Origin of the sequence: Citrobacter sp. MGH110 (genome assembly GCF_001037515.1) — a bacterium.
In the GTDB taxonomy this organism is placed as follows: domain Bacteria; phylum Pseudomonadota; class Gammaproteobacteria; order Enterobacterales; family Enterobacteriaceae; genus Citrobacter; species Citrobacter portucalensis.
Genome location: NZ_KQ089830.1, coordinates 1,363,359 through 1,382,401, shown reverse-complemented (window position 1 = coordinate 1,382,401; position 19,043 = coordinate 1,363,359). Strand labels below are relative to the sequence as shown.

The 19,043-nt window shown below is 50.5% G+C and carries 18 protein-coding genes; 7 read left to right on the top strand and 11 right to left on the bottom strand.

The window, feature by feature from the left end; all coding sequences use genetic code 11:
* Positions 1 to 10: 10 nt before the first annotated feature.
* Positions 11 to 1,603 carry a maltose/glucose-specific PTS transporter subunit IIBC gene (malX, locus tag SK38_RS06530; protein WP_032943348.1) on the bottom strand — a complete coding sequence of 531 codons (1,593 nt, stop codon included), beginning with the start codon at positions 1,601 to 1,603 and terminating at the stop codon, positions 11 to 13.
* A gap of 169 nt (positions 1,604 to 1,772) precedes the next feature.
* Between malX and SK38_RS06525 the strand changes: the two genes are divergently transcribed.
* Positions 1,773 to 2,801: a Mal regulon transcriptional regulator MalI gene (locus tag SK38_RS06525; RefSeq protein WP_048226587.1), complete on the top strand. Its 1,029-nt coding sequence runs from the start codon at positions 1,773 to 1,775 to the stop codon at positions 2,799 to 2,801.
* 47 nt (positions 2,802 to 2,848) lie between these two features.
* Here the strand turns inward: SK38_RS06525 and SK38_RS06520 are convergent, their stop codons facing one another.
* Both SK38_RS06520 and manA read right to left on the bottom strand, forming a co-directional pair.
* Positions 2,849 to 4,357, bottom strand: a complete 1,509-nt coding sequence (locus tag SK38_RS06520; protein WP_048236438.1) for a YdgA family protein — start codon at positions 4,355 to 4,357, stop codon at positions 2,849 to 2,851.
* A 106-nt stretch (positions 4,358 to 4,463) separates the two neighbouring features.
* Positions 4,464 to 5,639 (bottom strand): mannose-6-phosphate isomerase, encoded by a 1,176-nt coding sequence (gene manA / locus SK38_RS06515; RefSeq protein ID WP_048235431.1) that lies wholly within the window; start codon positions 5,637 to 5,639, stop codon positions 4,464 to 4,466.
* A 262-nt stretch (positions 5,640 to 5,901) separates the two neighbouring features.
* On the opposite strand from manA, the gene fumB reads away from it, so the two are divergent.
* Positions 5,902 to 7,548, top strand: coding sequence for a class I fumarate hydratase (gene fumB / locus SK38_RS06510; RefSeq protein WP_008784695.1), 1,647 nt, complete (start codon positions 5,902 to 5,904; stop codon positions 7,546 to 7,548).
* Positions 7,549 to 7,689: 141 nt separating this feature from the next.
* Entirely contained in the window at positions 7,690 to 9,093 is a 1,404-nt protein-coding gene (gene fumC / locus SK38_RS06505) for a class II fumarate hydratase (RefSeq protein WP_048235430.1), read from the top strand.
* Here the strand turns inward: fumC and tus are convergent.
* The 3 genes from tus to SK38_RS06490 all read right to left on the bottom strand — a co-directional run bounded on the left by tus (position 9,090) and on the right by SK38_RS06490 (position 12,143).
* Entirely contained in the window at positions 9,090 to 10,019 is a 930-nt protein-coding gene (tus, locus tag SK38_RS06500) for a DNA replication terminus site-binding protein (RefSeq protein ID WP_048235429.1), read from the bottom strand. The genes fumC and tus overlap by 4 nt on opposite strands.
* Before the next feature lie 73 nt (positions 10,020 to 10,092).
* Positions 10,093 to 11,394, bottom strand: a complete 1,302-nt coding sequence (rstB, locus tag SK38_RS06495) for a two-component system sensor histidine kinase RstB (RefSeq protein WP_008784698.1) — start codon at positions 11,392 to 11,394, stop codon at positions 10,093 to 10,095.
* A gap of 230 nt (positions 11,395 to 11,624) precedes the next feature.
* Positions 11,625 to 12,143: a hypothetical protein gene (locus tag SK38_RS06490; protein ID WP_048235428.1), complete on the bottom strand. Its 519-nt coding sequence runs from the start codon at positions 12,141 to 12,143 to the stop codon at positions 11,625 to 11,627.
* Positions 12,144 to 12,377: 234 nt separating this feature from the next.
* Between SK38_RS06490 and SK38_RS06485 the strand changes: the two genes are divergently transcribed.
* Positions 12,378 to 12,722, top strand: a complete 345-nt coding sequence (locus SK38_RS06485) for a DUF1294 domain-containing protein (protein ID WP_032944411.1) — start codon at positions 12,378 to 12,380, stop codon at positions 12,720 to 12,722.
* A gap of 25 nt (positions 12,723 to 12,747) precedes the next feature.
* Here the strand turns inward: SK38_RS06485 and SK38_RS06480 are convergent, their stop codons facing one another.
* Entirely contained in the window at positions 12,748 to 13,539 is a 792-nt protein-coding gene (locus tag SK38_RS06480) for an MBL fold hydrolase (RefSeq protein ID WP_048235427.1), read from the bottom strand.
* Positions 13,540 to 13,728: 189 nt separating this feature from the next.
* On the opposite strand from SK38_RS06480, the gene SK38_RS06475 reads away from it, so the two are divergent.
* Together SK38_RS06475 and SK38_RS06470 are read left to right on the top strand one after the other, a co-directional pair.
* Positions 13,729 to 14,571, top strand: coding sequence for an aminoglycoside phosphotransferase family protein (locus tag SK38_RS06475; RefSeq protein ID WP_048235426.1), 843 nt, complete (start codon positions 13,729 to 13,731; stop codon positions 14,569 to 14,571).
* Positions 14,572 to 14,691: 120 nt separating this feature from the next.
* Positions 14,692 to 15,720: a HoxN/HupN/NixA family nickel/cobalt transporter gene (locus tag SK38_RS06470; protein ID WP_048235425.1), complete on the top strand. Its 1,029-nt coding sequence runs from the start codon at positions 14,692 to 14,694 to the stop codon at positions 15,718 to 15,720.
* Positions 15,721 to 15,811: 91 nt separating this feature from the next.
* Here the strand turns inward: SK38_RS06470 and rstA are convergent, their stop codons facing one another.
* Positions 15,812 to 16,555, bottom strand: a complete 744-nt coding sequence (rstA, locus tag SK38_RS06465) for a two-component system response regulator RstA (protein ID WP_003832842.1) — start codon at positions 16,553 to 16,555, stop codon at positions 15,812 to 15,814.
* 117 nt (positions 16,556 to 16,672) lie between these two features.
* Between rstA and SK38_RS06460 the strand changes: the two genes are divergently transcribed.
* Positions 16,673 to 17,008: a GlpM family protein gene (locus tag SK38_RS06460; protein ID WP_048235424.1), complete on the top strand. Its 336-nt coding sequence runs from the start codon at positions 16,673 to 16,675 to the stop codon at positions 17,006 to 17,008.
* Here SK38_RS06460 and folM read toward each other — a convergent pair.
* The 3 genes from folM to SK38_RS06445 all read right to left on the bottom strand — a co-directional run bounded on the left by folM (position 17,005) and on the right by SK38_RS06445 (position 19,043).
* Positions 17,005 to 17,727 carry a dihydromonapterin reductase gene (gene folM / locus SK38_RS06455; RefSeq protein ID WP_048235423.1) on the bottom strand — a complete coding sequence of 241 codons (723 nt, stop codon included), beginning with the start codon at positions 17,725 to 17,727 and terminating at the stop codon, positions 17,005 to 17,007. The two genes, SK38_RS06460 and folM, sit on opposite strands and share 4 nt — an antisense overlap.
* Positions 17,728 to 17,982: 255 nt before the next feature.
* Positions 17,983 to 18,462, bottom strand: a complete 480-nt coding sequence (locus SK38_RS06450) for a hypothetical protein (protein ID WP_048235422.1) — start codon at positions 18,460 to 18,462, stop codon at positions 17,983 to 17,985.
* Positions 18,463 to 18,515: 53 nt separating this feature from the next.
* Positions 18,516 to 19,043 carry a hypothetical protein gene (locus SK38_RS06445; protein WP_048235421.1) on the bottom strand — a complete coding sequence of 176 codons (528 nt, stop codon included), beginning with the start codon at positions 19,041 to 19,043 and terminating at the stop codon, positions 18,516 to 18,518.

The window sequence follows — 19,043 nt, the reverse complement described above, 5'->3', positions numbered from 1 at the left end:
ATTATTGTCCTTAAGCCTGTACGGTGTTCATCAGAACTGCGATCTCGTCTTTCACTGACTGGACCTGCGGACCAATAACAACCTGAAGATTATGCTGATTGAGTTGCACTACGCCAATGGCGCGATTGTCCTTCAGTGCCTGTACGTTCACAAGCGACATATCCTTCACTGACAAGCGCAGACGGGTAATGCAGTTATCAAGGCTGACAATGTTTTCCGCACCGCCCAGCGCCGCCAGAATGGCAGGGACGTTGTAACCGGATTTACCCGGTGCTCCCGCCATGACTTTATCGATATTGCTGGCAATTTCGACGTCCCGACCCGGGGTCTTGAGATTGAAGCGTGTGATGGCGAAACGGAAGATCACGTAGTACACCGCGAACCAGATCGCAGCCACGACAGGGACCAAATACCACTTGGTAGAGAGTCCGTGCAGAATGCCGAATACCACAAAGTCAATCAGGTTACCGTCCGTGTTACCGATGGTGACGCCTAACACCGCCATCACGGTGAAACCAAGACCGGTCAGCAGGGCGTGGATTACATACAAAACAGGGGCAACGAACAGGAATAAGAACTCGAGTGGTTCGGTTGTACCGCCGATCACGCAGGCAATGAGACCAGAAATTAACAACCCTTTAATTTTATGACGATTTTCAGGGCGAGCACAGTGGTACATAGCGAGCGCTGCCCCCGGCAAACCACCGAGGAACGCCGGCATTTTGCCCTGCGACAGGAAGCGGGTTGCGCTTTCAGAGAAACCTTGTGTTGTCGGGCAGCTCAGTTGAGCCTGGAAAATAGTCAGTGCGCCGCTCACGCTGTGACCGCAGACTTCCTGCGTGCCGCCAGCTTCAGTGAAGCGAATGAGCGCCACCAGAATATGATGCAGACCAAACGGCAGCAGCAGACGTTCACCGGTACCAAACAGCATTGGACCAAATTCGCCCGCGCTGTTGATGATGTGGCCGAGCCCGTTAATGCCCATGGCGAAAACCGGCCAAACCAGGGGAATGACCAGGCCGACCAGTCCCATCACCACCGAAGAGATAATTGGTACAAAGCGGGTACCGCCGAAGAAGGCCAGTGCATCCGGCAGGCGAATGTTGTGGAAACGTTCATGCAGCATCCAGACGATGATCCCGGCAATAACAGCGCCGAGGATCCCGGTGTCGATCGACTGGATCCCCAGGATATTCTGTACGTTGTTAGCCTTCAGGATCGTGGCATCCGTGGTAGGCAAGATACCTTTCGCGGTTAACCAGAAGTTGACGGCAAGGTTCATCACCGCATAACCAACAAAACCGGCAAATGCCGCTACGCCTTTGTTCTCGCGGGCCAGGCCGAGAGGTATGGCAATACAGAACATCACCGGTAAGAAGCTAAACGCAAATGAGCCTACTTTGCTCATCCAGGTAAAAATAGCCTGCAGTACCGGATTACCCAATGCCGGAATCAGCGTTAAGACATCATGACTACTTAACGAGCTGCCGATCCCTAACATGATCCCGCAGAATGAGAGCAGAGCCACGGGCAGCATAAAGGTTTTGCCCAACTGCTGGAAAAATTCCCATAACGTAATTTTTGGTGTGGTTCTCGTCGTCATCAAACGACTCCTCGTAAAAGCTAGCTGACTAATGATGGCGAGAAGATAAAACGTTTTACCTAATTTTAGTGCGGTATAAATCACATTATCGAACGATAATAGGGCGTATAAATATAAGTGATTGATAAAACGTTTTATCCGTCACGTTATCAGGGAGTTTTCCGTTTTTATGGCTATAGCCAAAAAAATAACCATCCATGATGTTGCGCTGGCCGCGGGCGTTTCGGTTAGTACCGTCTCATTGGTGCTCAGTGGAAAAGGCCGTATTTCATCCGCGACCGGCGAACGGGTGAATGCCGCTATTGAGCAACTGGGGTTTGTGCGTAATCGCCAGGCATCAGCACTTCGTGGCGGCCAGAGCGGGGTAATTGGTTTGATCGTGCGCGACCTTTCCACCCCGTTTTACGCCGAGTTGACAGCGGGTCTGACGGAAGCATTAGAAGCGCAGGGGCGCATGGTTTTTTTATTACATGGTGGCAGAGATGGCGAACAGCTGGCGCAGCGTTTCGCTATGCTGCTTAATCAAGGGGTTGATGGTGTGGTGATCGCCGGGGCAGCCGGCAGTAGCGACGACCTTCAACAACTGGCCGCCGATAAGGGGATTCCGGTAGTGTTTGCGTCTCGGGCCAGCTACCTGGATGACGTTGACACCGTCAGGCCTGACAACATGCAGGCAGCGCAATTGCTGGTTGAACATCTGATACGCCATGGGCATCAGCGCATCGCGTGGTTGGGGGGGCAGAGTTCTTCATTGACCCGCGCAGAGCGTGTCGGCGGCTATTGTACGACGTTGCTAAAGTATGGTTTACCGTTTCATAGCGACTGGGTGCTGGAGTGCTCATCCAGCCAAAAGCAGGCCGCAGAGGAGGTGACCGCGCTGTTACGTCGTAACCCAACGATCAGCGCAGTGGTGTGCTACAACGAAACCATAGCCGTTGGCGCCTGGTTTGGCCTGATGAGAGCAGGGCGTCAGAGTGGTGAAATTGGCGTGGATCGCTACTTCGAACAGCAGATCTCGTTAGCTGGATTTGCCGATGTAGCGGAAAATGCACTGGACGATATCCCCATTATTTGGGCCTGTACGCCCGCGCGTGAAATGGGATATACCCTTGCTGAGCGCATGCTACAGCGCATTGGGCACGATGATGGTCATTCGCGTAACTTAACGCTTTCCGCCCGTCTGGTGGTGGCAAAATAAAAAAGGCCCGATAAACACACGGTTATCGGGCCTGTTGTCACGCGTATTTACTGTTGCGGAATAGCCGGGGCATCCGGTTCGCCGAGAGAAGGCATACCGAACATGCCAACAAACTCATCCAGCGGCATTTTTTGTCCGTTTAACGTAACCTGGCCGTTTGCGTATTGCAGGCTGGAGCCGATGACGTTGTCCTGCATCGTTGTAATCCGGAACATCTGACCCATTGCCGCCAGGCCATTCACCTGTTGCTTCGCCAGATCGGCCGCTTGTTCCTGTTGATAGCCTTCAATTTTGGCAATCTGCGTCATGAACTCAGTCGCCATATCAACCGGAATCGTCAGCTTAGCATCCAGTGATTTGACCGAACGATCCACTTCCTGAGCCAGCGTTTGTGGTTCCTCAGTATTTGCTGTCGGATCTTTTAGCAGCAGTGACAGATTAAATGCAGTTTCACCTTTTGCATTTTTCCAGCTCAGCGGGGCAATGGTGATAACCGGCTCGCCTTTCATCAGAATCGGCAGCGCATTGAAGAAGGCTTCAGTGACTTTTTGCTGATAAAGCTCAGGATTTTGTACCACATCAATCTGCGCCATCAGCGCCTTGGTTTGGGCGCTATACTGCTGACTGAACTGGTGTAATGCTTCACCGTCAATCTGGCCAACTTTCAGCGTCAATTTACCGCTACCCATATCCTGACCCTGCAATTTCAGGCTGTTCAGCGTGTAATCCAGCTGGCTGTTGACAGTTTTACCCTCGTTGATCAGATCGGATTTGCCATCAATACCCATGCCTTCCAGTACCGCCAACTCTTTACCTTCGACGGAAATCGACAGTTTATCGAGTGACAATTTTTGGTCGCCGATACGCTCACCAAAGCTGGCAATACTGCTGGAACCCTCAGTTTTCAGGTTATTGAAAGTCATTTGTACTTTCTGGTCATACTCGTTGACCGCATTGACCACACCGCTTTGCGCATTGCCTGTCAGCGAGACAGCATTACCTTCTTTGTCTGCTGTAAACTGGAATTCCCCGCCGCTGAAGGCTACTTTTTCGTCGCCTTTCTCATAGTTCAGTGGTTTGAGGGAGAGATCGGAACGGGTATCGCCGCTGTAGCTGATACGGGAGTTAATGACAAATGGCGACTCACCTTTGGCAATATCAAACAGCGGTTTGGTAACGTCGTTATTGACCAGCGTCGTTTTCACGGAGGCCATAGCCGGGACCAGATTCAATGACTTCAGTTGCGCCAGCGGGAAAGGACCGTGATCGACGGTTTCATTCAGGACGATACTTTGCCCCGGTTTTAGCCAGGAATCTGCCTCCCCGGCGATTGGTTTCACCACCAATTGCAGTTGGCTATTGAACACCCCGCGCTGGTAGTTTTGATAACTCAGTTCAATGCCCGCCTCAGGGGAGAAACGTTTTAACTGATCGTTTGCCTGTGTCACCATCTCGGCGAGATGCGTTTCAAGTTTCTTACCTGTGTACCAGGCGCCGCCCGTCCAGACGATACCCAGCGCAACCACCACACCCGCAGCTACCAGCGATTTTTTCATTTCGATATCCATAAAATAAAACCAGGCGTTTGAAGACGCCTGGAGGAGTGACATGTCTTTAACTCACTACAGCTTAGCAAGAGTTGTCAAAAATATCAGTATCTTGCTATAGCTTGTTATAAACCCGGGCTAAACGACCTGCGCCACTGATGTTAACCGGCGATTCATTCGCGCCAATAAAGGCCGATTCACCCGGTCGCAGAACCAGACGTTGCTCGCCTTTGCTCAGCACGGCTTCACCCTCAATGCAGAACATAATGGCCGCACTTTGCTGGCTGATATCTGCGCCATTGGTAGTAAGGTCATGCAGGGAGAACGCAAAATCGTCAACAGGGATCGGGAAGTCCAGTTCGCCATCAGATTCAACCGGCGTGGTCAGTAACTGGTTTGCTGGCTTGGCGACAAACTTCACGTTGGCGACCAGTTCCGGGATATCAATATATTTTGGCGTCAGTCCGGCACGCAGCACGTTGTCCGAGTTAGCCATCACCTCAAGCGCCACACCTTGCAGGTAAGCGTGCGGGGTTTCGGCAAATAAGAACATAGCCTCGCCTGGATTGAGTTTCACCACATTGAGCAGCAGTGGGGAGAAAAGCCCACTGTCGTTCGGGTAGACGTCAGCGATCAGACGGATGGTTTGCCAGGGTTCACCCTGCTGGCTGTTCAGCGCTGATTTCAGGATCGCCAACGCATGGGATTTCTCCTCATCCTGCATATTCAGCAAGCTGGCGAAAAGATAGCTCAGACGTTCCGCACTCGGTTCTTCCAGGAAATGTGCAATAGCTGGATGTGCGGCGGAAACGGGTTGTAACAATGCAACAATGTCAGAGAACTCGCGGAATGCGTTCATCGCCAGGAAAGGCGTCAAAGCAAATACCAGTTCTGGTTTGTGGTTAGGATCTTTGTAGTTGCGCTCGGCGGCATCCATCGGGATCCCCGCGGCGTTTTCTTTGGCAAATCCAATTTCAGAATTGTGCTTGTTAGGATGAACCTGAACCGAAAGTGGTTGAGCAGCGCAGAGTACTTTAAACAGGAAGGGCAGTTCACCAAAACGTTGCGCTACGGCTTCGCCTAGCAGTGCGGATTTATCGTGCTCGATAACGTCGCGCAGAGCAACCGTCTGACCGTCAGCGCCCAGAACCTGCGAACTGCTTTTCGGATGCGCGCCCATCCACAACTCAGCCATCGGTTGCTGAGTGGGGTTGGCAATGCCATAGAGTTCCGTTAACGCCGTTTTACTTCCCCAGGCGTAGTTCTGCACTGAGTTGATGAGTTTTTGCATTATCAAGCCCTGTTTCAATGTTGAATTTTCTACGGCTATTAAACCAAGAAACCCTGAGGGAAGTAACCTGCACATGTAAAAAGTCGTACTTGTCTCAGTTTTTGTTAAAAAAATGTGTAGGATATGGTGACTCGCTTTTAATACCCTGAGTAATTCCGGTTGCAGAAAGCTCTTCCTTCTACAACCGGATCTGCGGCAGGGAAGCAGGGCAATGGAACATCTGCCCAGAGAATAACCAGACCGAGCAGTAAGTGAGAGCACAATGTCAAACAAACCCTTTCATTATCAGCATCCTTTCCCCCTCAAAAAGGATGATACCGAATACTATCTGCTGACCAGCGACTATGTCTCTGTTGCCGAATTTGAAGGGCAGGAGATTGTTAAAGTTGCACCGCAAGCCTTAACCCTGCTGGCTCGTCAGGCCTTTCATGATGCGTCGTTTATGCTGCGTCCCGCACATCAACAGCAGGTAGCTGATATTCTGCGCGACCCGGAGGCCAGCGAAAACGACAAATATGTGGCCCTGCAATTCCTGCGTAACTCTGACATCGCGGCAAAAGGCATTTTGCCGACCTGTCAGGACACCGGAACTGCGATTATCGTGGGTAAAAAAGGTCAGCGTGTCTGGACCGGTGGGGGTGATGAGGAGGCGCTGGCACGAGGCGTCTATAACACCTACATCGAAGACAACCTGCGCTATTCACAAAACGCAGCGCTGGATATGTATAAAGAGGTGAACACCGGTACCAACCTGCCAGCACAAATCGATTTGTATACCGTCGACGGAGATGAATACAAATTCCTGTGTATTGCCAAAGGTGGTGGTTCGGCGAATAAAACCTATCTGTACCAGGAAACCAAAGCGCTGCTAACACCGGGCAAATTAAAAGATTACCTGGTTGAGAAAATGCGTACGTTGGGCACTGCGGCTTGTCCGCCGTATCACATCGCGTTCGTAATCGGTGGAACATCGGCAGAAGCCACACTGAAAACGGTCAAACTGGCTTCTGCAAAATACTACGACGAACTGCCGACAGAAGGTAACGAACATGGTCAGGCATTCCGCGATGTAGAGCTGGAAAAAGAGCTGCTGATTGAGGCGCAGAATTTGGGGCTTGGCGCGCAGTTTGGTGGGAAGTACTTCGCGCATGATATTCGCGTGATCCGCCTGCCGCGTCACGGCGCGTCGTGTCCGGTTGGTATGGGTGTTTCTTGCTCAGCCGATCGAAATATCAAAGCCAAGATCAACCGCGAAGGTATCTGGATCGAAAAACTGGAGCATAATCCTGGGAAATTTATACCGGAAGAACTGCGCCAGGCGGGAGAGGGGGAAGCGGTGCGCGTTGACCTCAATCGTCCGATGAAAGAGATTCTGGCTCAGCTTTCCCAGTATCCGGTTTCCACGCGTCTGTCGCTCAACGGTACAATTATCGTTGGCCGTGATATTGCGCATGCGAAACTGAAAGAACGTCTGGATAACGGCGAAAGTTTGCCGCAGTATGTTAAAGATCACCCGATCTATTACGCAGGTCCGGCAAAAACGCCGGAAGGCTATGCCTCTGGTTCGCTGGGGCCAACCACTGCCGGACGTATGGACTCGTATGTTGACCAGCTTCAGGCCGCTGGTGGGAGCATGATTATGCTGGCGAAAGGCAATCGCAGCCAGCAGGTGACCGATGCTTGCCATAAACATGGCGGCTTCTATTTGGGCAGTATTGGCGGCCCCGCCGCGGTGCTGGCTCAGGGCAGTATCAAGAGCCTGGAGTGCGTGGAATACCCGGAACTCGGGATGGAAGCCATCTGGAAAATTGAAGTAGAAGATTTCCCGGCATTTATCCTGGTAGATGACAAAGGCAACGATTTCTTCAAGCAAATTCAGACGTCGCAGTGCGCACGCTGCGTTAAGTAACGTCAGCCGCCCTTCGGGGCGGTTTTTTTTACCGCACGAACCACCAAACGACAGCTTTATCCTCGTTAATACTCATAAGACCAATGCAAATGGGCAATGTCGAAACATAACCTAATCAACTGTTAATGTAAGGAGCAGGTAATGGTAACGGTACGCCGCGAGAATGATTCAATGGGGGCGATTGATGTTCCTGCCGATAAGCTTTGGGGCGCGCAAACCCAACGTTCGCTGGAGCATTTTCGTATCTCTACGGAGAAAATGCCGGTCTCGCTGATCCATGCGCTGGCGCTGACGAAACGCGCCGCGGCAAAGGTTAACCAGGATCTGGGGCTGCTGGCGGAGGATAAAGCCAGGGCTATTATGCAGGCTGCAGATGAGGTGTTGGCAGATAAACACCGCGATGAGTTTCCGCTGGCCATCTGGCAAACCGGCTCAGGCACGCAAAGCAATATGAACATGAACGAGGTGCTGGCAAACCGGGCCAGCGAATTGCTGGGCGGCGTGCGGGGGATGGAGCGAAAAGTACACCCCAACGATGATGTCAATAAAAGCCAAAGCTCGAACGATGTCTTCCCGACCGCAATGCACGTTGCCGCACTGCTGGCGCTGCGTAAATCTTTGATCCCACAATTAAATGTGTTGACCAAAACGCTCAGTGATAAGTCCCACGCTTTCGCCGATATCGTTAAAATTGGTCGTACACATCTGCAAGATGCAACTCCACTTACGCTTGGTCAGGAGATTTCCGGCTGGGTAGCAATGCTTGAACATAACCTCAGACACATTGAAAACAGTTTACCGCATGTGGCAGAACTGGCGTTGGGGGGAACCGCGGTAGGTACCGGACTGAACACTCATCCCGAATACGCCCGCCGGGTCGCGGATGAACTGCGGGTCATTACCTGCGCGCCGTTCGTTACCGCTCCGAATAAATTTGAAGCGCTGGCCACCTGCGATGCCCTGGTTCATGCCCACGGAGCGCTAAAAGGGCTGGCAGCGGCGCTGATGAAAATCGCCAACGATGTACGCTGGCTGGCATCTGGCCCGCGCTGTGGTATTGGCGAAATTTCAATTCCGGAAAATGAACCGGGCAGCTCAATCATGCCGGGTAAAGTCAATCCTACCCAGTGTGAAGCGCTGACCATGTTGTGCTGCCAGGTGATGGGTAACGATGTCGCCATCAATATGGGCGGGGCGTCAGGTAACTTTGAGCTCAACGTCTATCGACCGATGGTCATCCACAACTTCCTGCAGTCGGTACGCCTGCTGGCGGACGGTATGGAAAGCTTCAATGAACATTGCGCGACGGGAATCGAGCCCAACCGTGAACGAATAGATCAACTGCTCAATGAGTCGCTGATGCTGGTGACCGCGCTCAACACCCATATCGGTTACGATAAAGCGGCTGAAATTGCCAAAAAAGCGCATAAAGAAGGGCTGACGCTAAAAGCCTCCGCTCTGGCTCTGGGATATCTAACCGAAGCGGAGTTCGACAGCTGGGTACGTCCGGAGCTGATGGTTGGCAGCATGCGGCCAGGCAGTTAATCCGCAACGTACAGGTGCAGCCGGGGAATAATCAATCTCAACGGCTGCGCCTGAGGTTTAAAGCGATGCTGAACGTTATCGGCATCGTAATTCAGTAACTCGCCAATATCCGGTACGGTCATACCGTTGTCGTTATTAAGCAAAGCAATCAGTGGCGTCGGGCAGGCATATTGCACCTGTTTTTGCTCTCCTTTGTACCAGACGCGGGCAATAGGCTGCACTTTTACCGGCCTTTTAATTTTCAGGCGGGCCTGCTGCGGTAAGTCGGCGATATCCTGATATTCGCGTTCAAGCTTCGCCTGCCATTCTTCACGTGTCCAGGGATGTACGCTGCGCGGTGAGGTCAGGCTTTTTTCCAGTTGCTGCAGTACTTCATCGCGTTTCAGGTTTTTAATAATGTGCTTGTTAGCCCAGCCGAATCGCAGGGTGGCAGGATCTCTGACAACGGTGAGTGTGCGATAGGCATTCAGTGTAATCAGCCCCGGCAGGTGGCGATGCACCCATTCGAAACGTGCTGCCGGTGCCAGCCCTGACTCTACTGTAACAATGCGCTCGAAGGTGGTTTTCAGCTGGTTTATACGCTGGATTTGTTCTTCCAGAGCACATTGCCCCGCATTATCAACCTGGTAGCACAATACACCCGGTAGGCGGACGGCCGCTTTGCTGCTGCGGTTTTCGGACTGCTGCTGAATAAACAGGTGACGGTAATGGCGCAGTGCCAGAGCTTCAGCCTCTTTGCCTAAATGCTGCTTAACATCAATGCTCTGCAGAGGGGCATGCTCTGCCTCTTTGACCACTTCCGGTAACGAGAATACGCGGGCAATCAGCAGCGTCTGCTGCAACAGGTTTTCGTTCAGAAGCGCCAGTTCTTGTTCCATCTGGCGAAAGGTGCCGTTCAGGCGGTCAACGAGATCGTAACGGGCCATAGATTTACCGTTTTAGTTACAACATACTTTTTTATAGCACAACATTCACCGCCTGGCCACCGAGCAGAATAGGTCAGGCAGCCGAAATTTCAGGAATGTTATGCCAGACGTGCCAACGGAAAGTAAACCGGGCGCCGCCAAGTTCACTTTCATCACAGACGACCGTCCCTCCCATAGCCAACGCTATTGAGTGGACGATGGCTAACCCAAGCCCACAACCCCCGGTCGCCCGGTCACGGCTGGGGTCAAGGCGTACAAACGGTTCAAAAACCTGTTCGCGAGCGTCTGGTGCAATACCGGGGCCGTCGTCTTCCACTACCAGCGTGGCTTGATTGCCGTTCAGCAGCAGACTGGCTTGCACCGTTGACTGGCAATAGCGCAGGGCATTATTCAGCAAATTATCCAGGACCCGCTCCATCAGGCGCATATCCAACGCGCCGTAGTCGCCAGTTTCGAGATGACGTAATTGCACCGCACGGTCAGGATTTACGCTTTGCACATCCTCCAGATGGGTTGTCAACCAAGCAGGCAGGTCCGGTACGCTGAGTTTCAGTTCATTTTGCGGGCGATCCAGGCGGGCGTAGGTCAGTAACTCTTCTATCAACGCTTCCAGTTGGCCGATATCACGATTCAGCGCCTGAGATTCCTGCTCGGTGAGGTTATCACTCATTTCAAGCCGGTAACGTAAACGTACCAACGGGGTACGAAGCTCATGGGCAATACCATCGATGAGCTGTTTTTTACTGGCGATCAGCGCATTGATATTGTCGGCCATTTGGTTAAACGCTACGCCCAGGCGCTCAAAGCTGGAACCGCTGTCAAAATGAAGGCGTTCACTCAGATGTCCTTCACCAAAACGTTGTGCGGCGGATTCGAGTCTGAGCATTTCCTGCCAGTGCGGGCGCATCCAGATCAGTACCGGGAAGGCCAGTGAGATAGCAATAAACGCCATCAGCGCGATGTCCAGCAAGCGCATTTGATGGAGAAAATAGAGGTAGGGAACCGGACCGACGGCCAGCACATAATGGCTGCGAGGAATGCGTTGAATGAAGGTGTATTGATCGTCAAGTGCCACAATATCGCCTTCGCGCAAACGCTGCATGGTTGGGGCATCCAGTGTGTACTTATTCAGCGGTTCAACGCGCAGGTCAAATGAGAGGTTTAAATCCATCTCCTTTAGCGTCTTACCCCAGTCGCGTGGCGGGATTTCGCGTAGTTCACTGCGCATCAGGTACAACGAGCTTTTCATCAAATCGTCGAGCGACTGTCTGCCTGCGCGTTCTGCGGTGAATTTGTATACCAGACCGACCAACAGGGTCATCACCAAAAAGCAGACAAACAGCAGGAGGTAAAACTGCACAAACAGTTTCTTCATAAAAAATCACCGAACGCTCAATAAGTTAGCGAGTGCACGTGTCCCACAGGGGAAAAGTGAGCACAGCGGTATCCGCCGATGCGTGGGTTCAGAAAGGTTCTCCGATCACCATCCGGCGTGCTTGTCCACGCAGAGTACACTGTATATCTCTTTTCTGCATTCTTATGGCTCCTACGGGCGCGGAATGACCTTTCGCTGGATCACGCATTGCTTTCTACGCTGTAAGTTAATCAAAATCGGGATGGGGTTGTTCTGGCGTATGTCACGACCGCACCTAAAAGGTTACTTCGTTTCTCAACGTAGATGGTGTTGTTATATTCGTAGTTACCTTCGGGATAGCAAATTCTTATGTTAGTCCCGAGATCCGGATCGTCAACATCAGCCCCCGAACAGCTTTTAGAACTTCCTGTAGCATAGACGTATGTTGCGGTATAGGACGAGGGGACACCTGGAATGAACCAGGTTATCGCCATAACCATGATCAATGAAAACAGCACCATGGCAATGCTGATGCCACCAAATAATTTCAGATAGGTTTGGAAGGGACTTTTTTTCATTATCCCATTACCTACCAGAAATAAGGTAATTAACAATGACACTGCCAGAGAAATAAGCATGAGGTATTTGGATGTGAGCGGGTAGAGAAATGTCGCTCTGTAAATCGTTACCTTCCACCAGTAAAAGAGAAATATTGCGCCGAGAGATGAGACGGTAACAAAAAACAAATATGGATATGAGTATTTTCTCATCCTTGTGACTCCAGAACAATTTCTCCATTTGGGTTTAATAAATTACCATTTGTTTTGAATAATGAAAACGGCTCTCTTGTTTGAATTGTTAGGTACGCCGCAGACCAGAGAATTTGCGCTATCTTTGGGGATATAGGCATAATAATAAAAGGGATATTCTCACCCGTGGCAGGGATGACTGACCTTGCGTATAATGCGTGCCGATACTTCCTGAAAAGTGCTGTGACTGAAAATATGAATCTCAATCGCTGTTGTTATTCGCTACTCATTTTCGCAGCGGTCGGCTGCATTTTCACCGCTTATCCTCTTGTTATATGGTTTCTACTCGCCAACGTTCTGACGCTGCTGTTATACGGCGTGGACAAAATGGCGGCACGCAAGGACTGGCGCAGAGTGCCGGAATCCACATTGCTGGTGTTTGGCGTTGTGGGCGGATGGGGCGGCGCGATAGCGGGTCAACAAATCTTTCGCCATAAAACACAAAAGCAGCCTTTCAAAACCTACTTCATTATCAGTGTGATAGTGAGTGTTTCTGTGATGGGCGTGATTTATAAGTTCTATCCATTTTTACCTTCCTGAGCATGGTTGGTGAATAAACTGCGGTTTATTTGAGGCAGGAAATATATTTTTCACCTGAACGGCGCACAATTTCATCGGCATTTTGCGTAATATCTTTTCCTTCAAATGCGCCGTAAAGTTGCTTAAATTTCACTGTTCTCAGGCGTTGGATGATGTCGCTGACGGTGGCGGCTGGCAACGGTAGCATATTGGGGTAGCTCCACATAAAAGAGACTGCATGGGCACCTGCTGTAACTTGAATGATGTCGCCAGAAAGCACCACGCCTTCGTCACGTGCCCAGTGCAGGACGCAGCCGCCAGCAAAGTGCCCGCCGAGACGTATCATCGTGACGTCACGGGTTAACTCAATGGTGTCGCCATCCCAGAATCTAATCCACGGGCTGTCACGCATTACCCACCTTCTGTCGCTGGCATGAAGGTAAATCGGCGCGTTAAATTCCGCAGCCCAGTCCTGCATGGTGGTGTAGTAATGAGGATGCGAAATCGCGATAGCCTTAAGGCCGCCAAGGGACGTTATTAGCGTTTTTGTGGCATCGTCGAGCGTGGCAATGCAGTCCCACAGAATATTTCCTTCTGGGGTACGCACAAGAAACGCGCGCTGATCAATTGCAAAATCAGGAACGGTGCGGATGCTGAGGAGAGTACTGTCGTGTTGCTTCCACTTATTTGTATGCGATGCACACAGGGTGTCAAAATCGATCCATTTCTGCCCGCTTGTGGGGACATATTGACGTTCATCCAGGCAGATATCGCAATGTTCCGGATGGGCGCCAGTTACCTCATAGGATGTTCCACAGGTTTTGCATAACGTGATCATCGTGTCCTCCTCATATACCGAACACAGTCAGCATGGCACACAGATACACAAGGATGTGCCTGTTAGTGCTCTACCCGATAAGTCAGTGATGATGGAAGTGGGGGTTGTGGCTCAACCAAAAGAAAACAGGAATAATGCCGACACGGATCCTTTTGATTACCATCTTCCAGAGAAAAATGAGGATATTGTTTGGAAAATCGTCTGTTCAACACCTGGCTCAACCGTTGGGGGCTCACTCCAGATGGTGAACCGTTTGAAACGCATACATCGCAGCTTTTGCCTGTGGTGGTGGTCAAGGACGGGCAGAAAGCCATACTAAAGATCACCGATGATGACAGTGAACGGATCGGCTGTGAACTCATGGTCTGGTGGAACGGAAATGGCGCAGCGAAAGTACTTGCTCATGCAGCAGGGGCGATTCTGCTGGAACGTGCGACAGAGACATGGTCTTTAGCGGACATGTCCTGGACTGGCAACGATGCGCAGGCCTGTCGCATTATTTGCCATGCTGCCAGTAGACTCCATCTCTCCCGAAATGCGTCTACGCCTGCGTTAACACCTCTGCACCATTGGTTTCGCGATCTGGCTCCTGCCGCGAAAAAGCATGGCGGTATCCTGACGCGTTGTGCTGCGGTGGCAAACGTACTGCTATCTTCACCCCATGATGCAGTCGTATTACATGGCGATCTACACCACGGCAATATTCTTGATTTCGGAACGAGAGGATGGCTGGCTATCGATCCCAAAGGGCTGGTGGGCGAGCGTGGCTTTGATTACGCCAATATCTTTACTAATCCCGATCTTGCCGAACCTACCAGACCTGTCGCCATTGAGCCGGAAAGATTCACGCAACGAGTCAACATTGTGTCTGAAATCGCCAGAATTGAACGGCAGCGTTTACTGATGTGGATTGTTGCCTGGTGTGGGTTGTCGTCCGTCTGGTTTCTGCAAGAGGGTGACAGCGCAACGGTACCTCTGCGTATTGCGGAGCTAGCGATGGCAGAACTTGCTTCAGGTGGTAATCAATTTTGATCTACGACACTGGGTTAGTAATTCTTAAGAGTTATCATTAGCCTGGTAAACGTTGTATTAATCAATTAATGAACGGCGGTGTGGTGTGTTGTTGAGCGAAAATTTGACAGGCCGGAAACAATGAACGCATTGTTTTCATTATTAAAAAAACGCCCGAATATTCTTTTGTTGATGGTCTTACTCATCGGGGCAAACATCGTAGCGTGGCTGTGGGCTTTCACCGCGTTTAGCAACAATACTTCCTTACTGGCACTGAGTCTGATTGCGTGGTGCTATGGTTTGCGCCATGCCGTTGATGCCGATCATATCGCCGCGATAGACAGCGCGACGCGTAAACTCATGCAGCAGAAAAAACGTGCCCTGACAACGGGGGCCTGGTTTTCTCTGGGACACTCTACCATTGTGGTGCTGGCCAGCATTGGCATTGCGTTAACTACCAGCGTGTTTAAGCAACATATGGCATGGTTTCAGAATGTCGGTGGTCTGATAGGAACTACGGTTTCTGCCGTATTTTTGCTGATTCTGGCTACCATCAATCTCATTATTTTCTGCCAGGTCTGGAAGGCATTCCGCCATCTTAAACGCACCGGTACTTACGATGGCACCACGGAAGACATTACAGTTTCAGGCCCTCTGAACTGGCTTTTCCGCTCAGCGTTTCGGCTGGTAGGTAAAGACTGGCATATGTATTTTGTCGGCTTTCTGTTTGGTCTGGGTTTTGATACCGCCACTGAAATTTCTCTGCTGGGAATTTCTGCTTCAAGCGCGTCCAGCGGCATGTCGATTTGGTCAATTCTCGTGTTCCCGGCGCTGTTTACCTGCGGTATGGCGTTAATTGATTGTCTCGACAGTATTCTGATGGTTGAGGCCTATGGATGGGCGTTCAATAAGCCGCAACGTAAGCTCTATTACAATATGACCATTACCGGGACTTCCGTGATTGTTGCGCTATTTATTGGCGGGCTGGAGGCGCTGGGACTTCTCTCTGACGCGTTTTCGCTTCAGGGTGGTTTGTGGGATACCGTCAGCAATTTGAGTGACCATATGGGGAATGTCGGTTTTGCGATTATTGGCGTCTTTATCGGCTGCTGGATTATCTCCGCCGTAAACTACCGTTGGAAAAAATACGACGGACTGACGTCTAGTTAGTTGGCTATCAATAATAGGGTTAAATAATATTAAGTGACAGTGTAACGCCAGATAATTAATAGGGCCGATCAAAGTGACCGGCCCGGTTGGATTACTTCTGCGGCTCGTCGTCCCAGGCGTGCGGTGCGAACAGATAACCTTTGTTGCGTACCGTTTTGATTCGATAGGGTTCAGTCGCGTTATCGAGCAGTTTTTTGCGTAAGCGGGAAATCGCGACATCGACGCTGCGATCCATGCCGTCATAACTTACGCCACGCAGGTTTTTTAGCAACGCATCACGGTCCATAATCTGCCCGGCATGGGTTGCCAACTCCCACAGTAATTCAAAATCAGCGGTGGAAAGAGAGATTTGCTCGCCGCCGAGCAGCACGGAGCGGTTGGTGGGATCGATAGTGAGTGTGCCAAAGCGCAGCGTTGTGTGCGGTGTGATGGTTGCCGCTTGAATGCCTTTAGACTGTGCGGAGTGTTCATTCTGGCGCAGGTGCAGGCGCAGGCGAGCCAGCAGCACAGCTGGTGGCGTTGTCTTCAGGATATAGTCACAGGCGCCCATTTCCAGCGCCAGGATATGGTTCATGTCGCTGTCCAGCGAGGTGAGCAGAACAATCGGGCCTTGCCAGCGTCCGCGTAAATCGCGGCAGATAGTCATCCCGTCTTTGCCCGGCAGCATGATATCTAATAACACCAGATCGGGTTGAACGTGCAGGATTTTCTCCTCGGCCAAATCACCACGAGGTTCAAGGATAACCTCAATATCATGCCGGGCCAGATAGGCTGCAATCAGTGAGCCAACTTCGGGATCATCTTCAACAAATACGATGGTGTTCATATCATTCATTTTGAATATAAAACGCCAACATACACCGCCCCGGTTTTTCCTTCCATTAATCTTTTCTAAACAAGAACGCTTCCGTTATGCTAGAGGCTGATGTTATTGATGTGTTAAGGCAGAGTGATGGGACTCGTTATAAAAGCGGCGCTCGGTGCGCTGGTGGTGGTGTTGATAGGTTTGCAGGCGAAAACAAAGAATTACTATATTGCTGGATTAATTCCACTGTTCCCGACGTTTGCGTTGATTGCCCACTACATCGTGGCCAGTGAGCGTGGGATCGAGGCGTTACGTACAACCATTGTATTCAGTATGTGGTCGATTATTCCCTATTTTGTCTACCTTGTTTCACTGTGGTATTTCACTGGGTTTATGCGCTTACCCATCGCGCTCGGCGGTGCAGTAGTGTGCTGGAGCCTGAGCGCGTGGTTGCTGATCTTTTGTTGGATCAAACTGCACTAACGCAGATGACGCCCGCCATCAAGGGCAAAACTACGCCCGGTGACAAAACAACTAGTTAGTAGGTAGTCAATTAAATCACTGACCTCTTTTTCACCAGGCGCGGTTTTCATCAGTGATTTGTTTAGTGCCTGCTGGCGATACTCTGCATCGTCGCCCTCGTTAAACAGGATAAGTGAGGGGGCAATCGCGTTCACTTTCACTTCCGGTGCCAGTTTGCGCGCGAACGAGCGGGTCATATTATCCAGCGCCGCTTTGCTGGCAGCATAAGCAATGTGTTTGTCGCTGCCACGCTCCACAACATAATCCGTAAAATGAATGATGTCGCTGGCTGCGTGCCCATGACCGCGTAGCAATCCTTCCAGCGCGTGGTTGAGCAGGTAGGGCGTATTGACGTGGATCTGCATCATACGTGACAGTACTTCGCTAAGCGGTGTGCCGGGTTTTTCGGCGACCCAGGCGCTGGCATTATGCACAATGGCGCGCAAGCCATCCGTCTGCGCTTTGACCTCATCAGCAAAGGCCAGTACGCCTTCATCCGTGGAAAAGTCAGCCGGGATACAAATCGCGCCCGCTTCTCGCAGGCCGTCAATGGCAGGATAGTGAGTTCGGTAGCTGACGATAACTGGCTGTTTTTGGTTCAGAAAGTGCCATGCGACGGCGAGGCCGATACGACGACCACCTCCGGTGATAAGAATTGGCAAAGGAGGTTTTTTACCCATTGTTATACTCAGGCTCCGTTAAAAACAGCATCTTACAAGAGAAAGGGTGTAAGTGGTGTAGTGATCAGTACAAACTCATGTGTACACAGTAGCACACAGGAATAAAGTTGTTGGGGTTTGTTACAGCATCCTGATTTAGCGGCGAGCACATTTTAGTCGGGCTATAGTCGAAGGAGTAATAGAGAGAGGGGGATTAACGTAATAGAATGATTAGTCATTAAAAAAGGGAACCAGAAAACAGGCTCCCCATTGTAGCTACGTTTTCCTAAGCTCTCTCAGTTTATCCATTATTTTATTGAATTCTTCTGTGAACTTTCTGTGATCTCTTTCTTCAGCTTCTTGCATAATACGAGCGGCTTCAAGCCTTCTTGCTTCAATCAATCTTTGTTCTCGTTCTTTAATCTGAATCTTCAATCTCTGTTCAAATTCTGATATGTCGATAGAAGCAACAATCACCGGATTCTCTAAGAGTTGGTAGAGTGGGGAAAATAAATCTGAATACTGATCTACGGCGTCTTCTGGCGGTGGTGAACGATAGAAGGTTAAACCTTTTCTCCATCGTGATAGTTGTGCGTAGTTCAGCTTAGGTTTCTTGCCTGTGCCTTCATACGCCTCTTTCACAGCATCTAACACAGCGGCAGGTTTTACGTCCTTGCTTATCTTTAACGCTTCTTTCATTCGGCGTTCTTGTGGCTGTGTGCTGTCTCCGAGTAAGATCAGATTTACGTTCTTCATTGTCTACCCTTAAATGATTAAGGGAGCATGATAATACACACAGCCTCTTGTGTTCAATCTGATGGCTTCCAATTAGGAAAGATAGTTATCATCATCTCTATTGCTTTCTGTTTTGCCCGTGTTGCTGCCTTCTCTGCAAAAGCTTTTAGTTCAGCTTGTGATTCTTCTTCGATACGTTCGACGATACCCGCAAAAATGGCTTTCTGATTGTCCTCAGAAGCGATAGAAGCAATAACCTGATTTTGTTGTTGTGACGCTCTCAGTTCCGCTGTGAGACGGGCAACTTCTTCCTTTAGCTTTTCTTCTGTGCTCTTACTGGGGGACTGCTGAAATCGTGCGGGAATTTCTCCGAGATCATCGGCGAAAAACTTGTTTAACCATCGTTCCTGTAAACGGCAACCCGCAGATGCATTTAACCATTTGAGGAAAAAGCGGAGATTTACATGACCTTCTTTTACAGCAAGGCGTAGCTTTTCTAATTCAATACTACGCTGAACAGAGACACCTGCTTCATTGTTTAGCTTCTTGAATGGTTCAAGATCAATAAGTTTTAGAAAATCTGCTGCTGTTAAAACTGACAT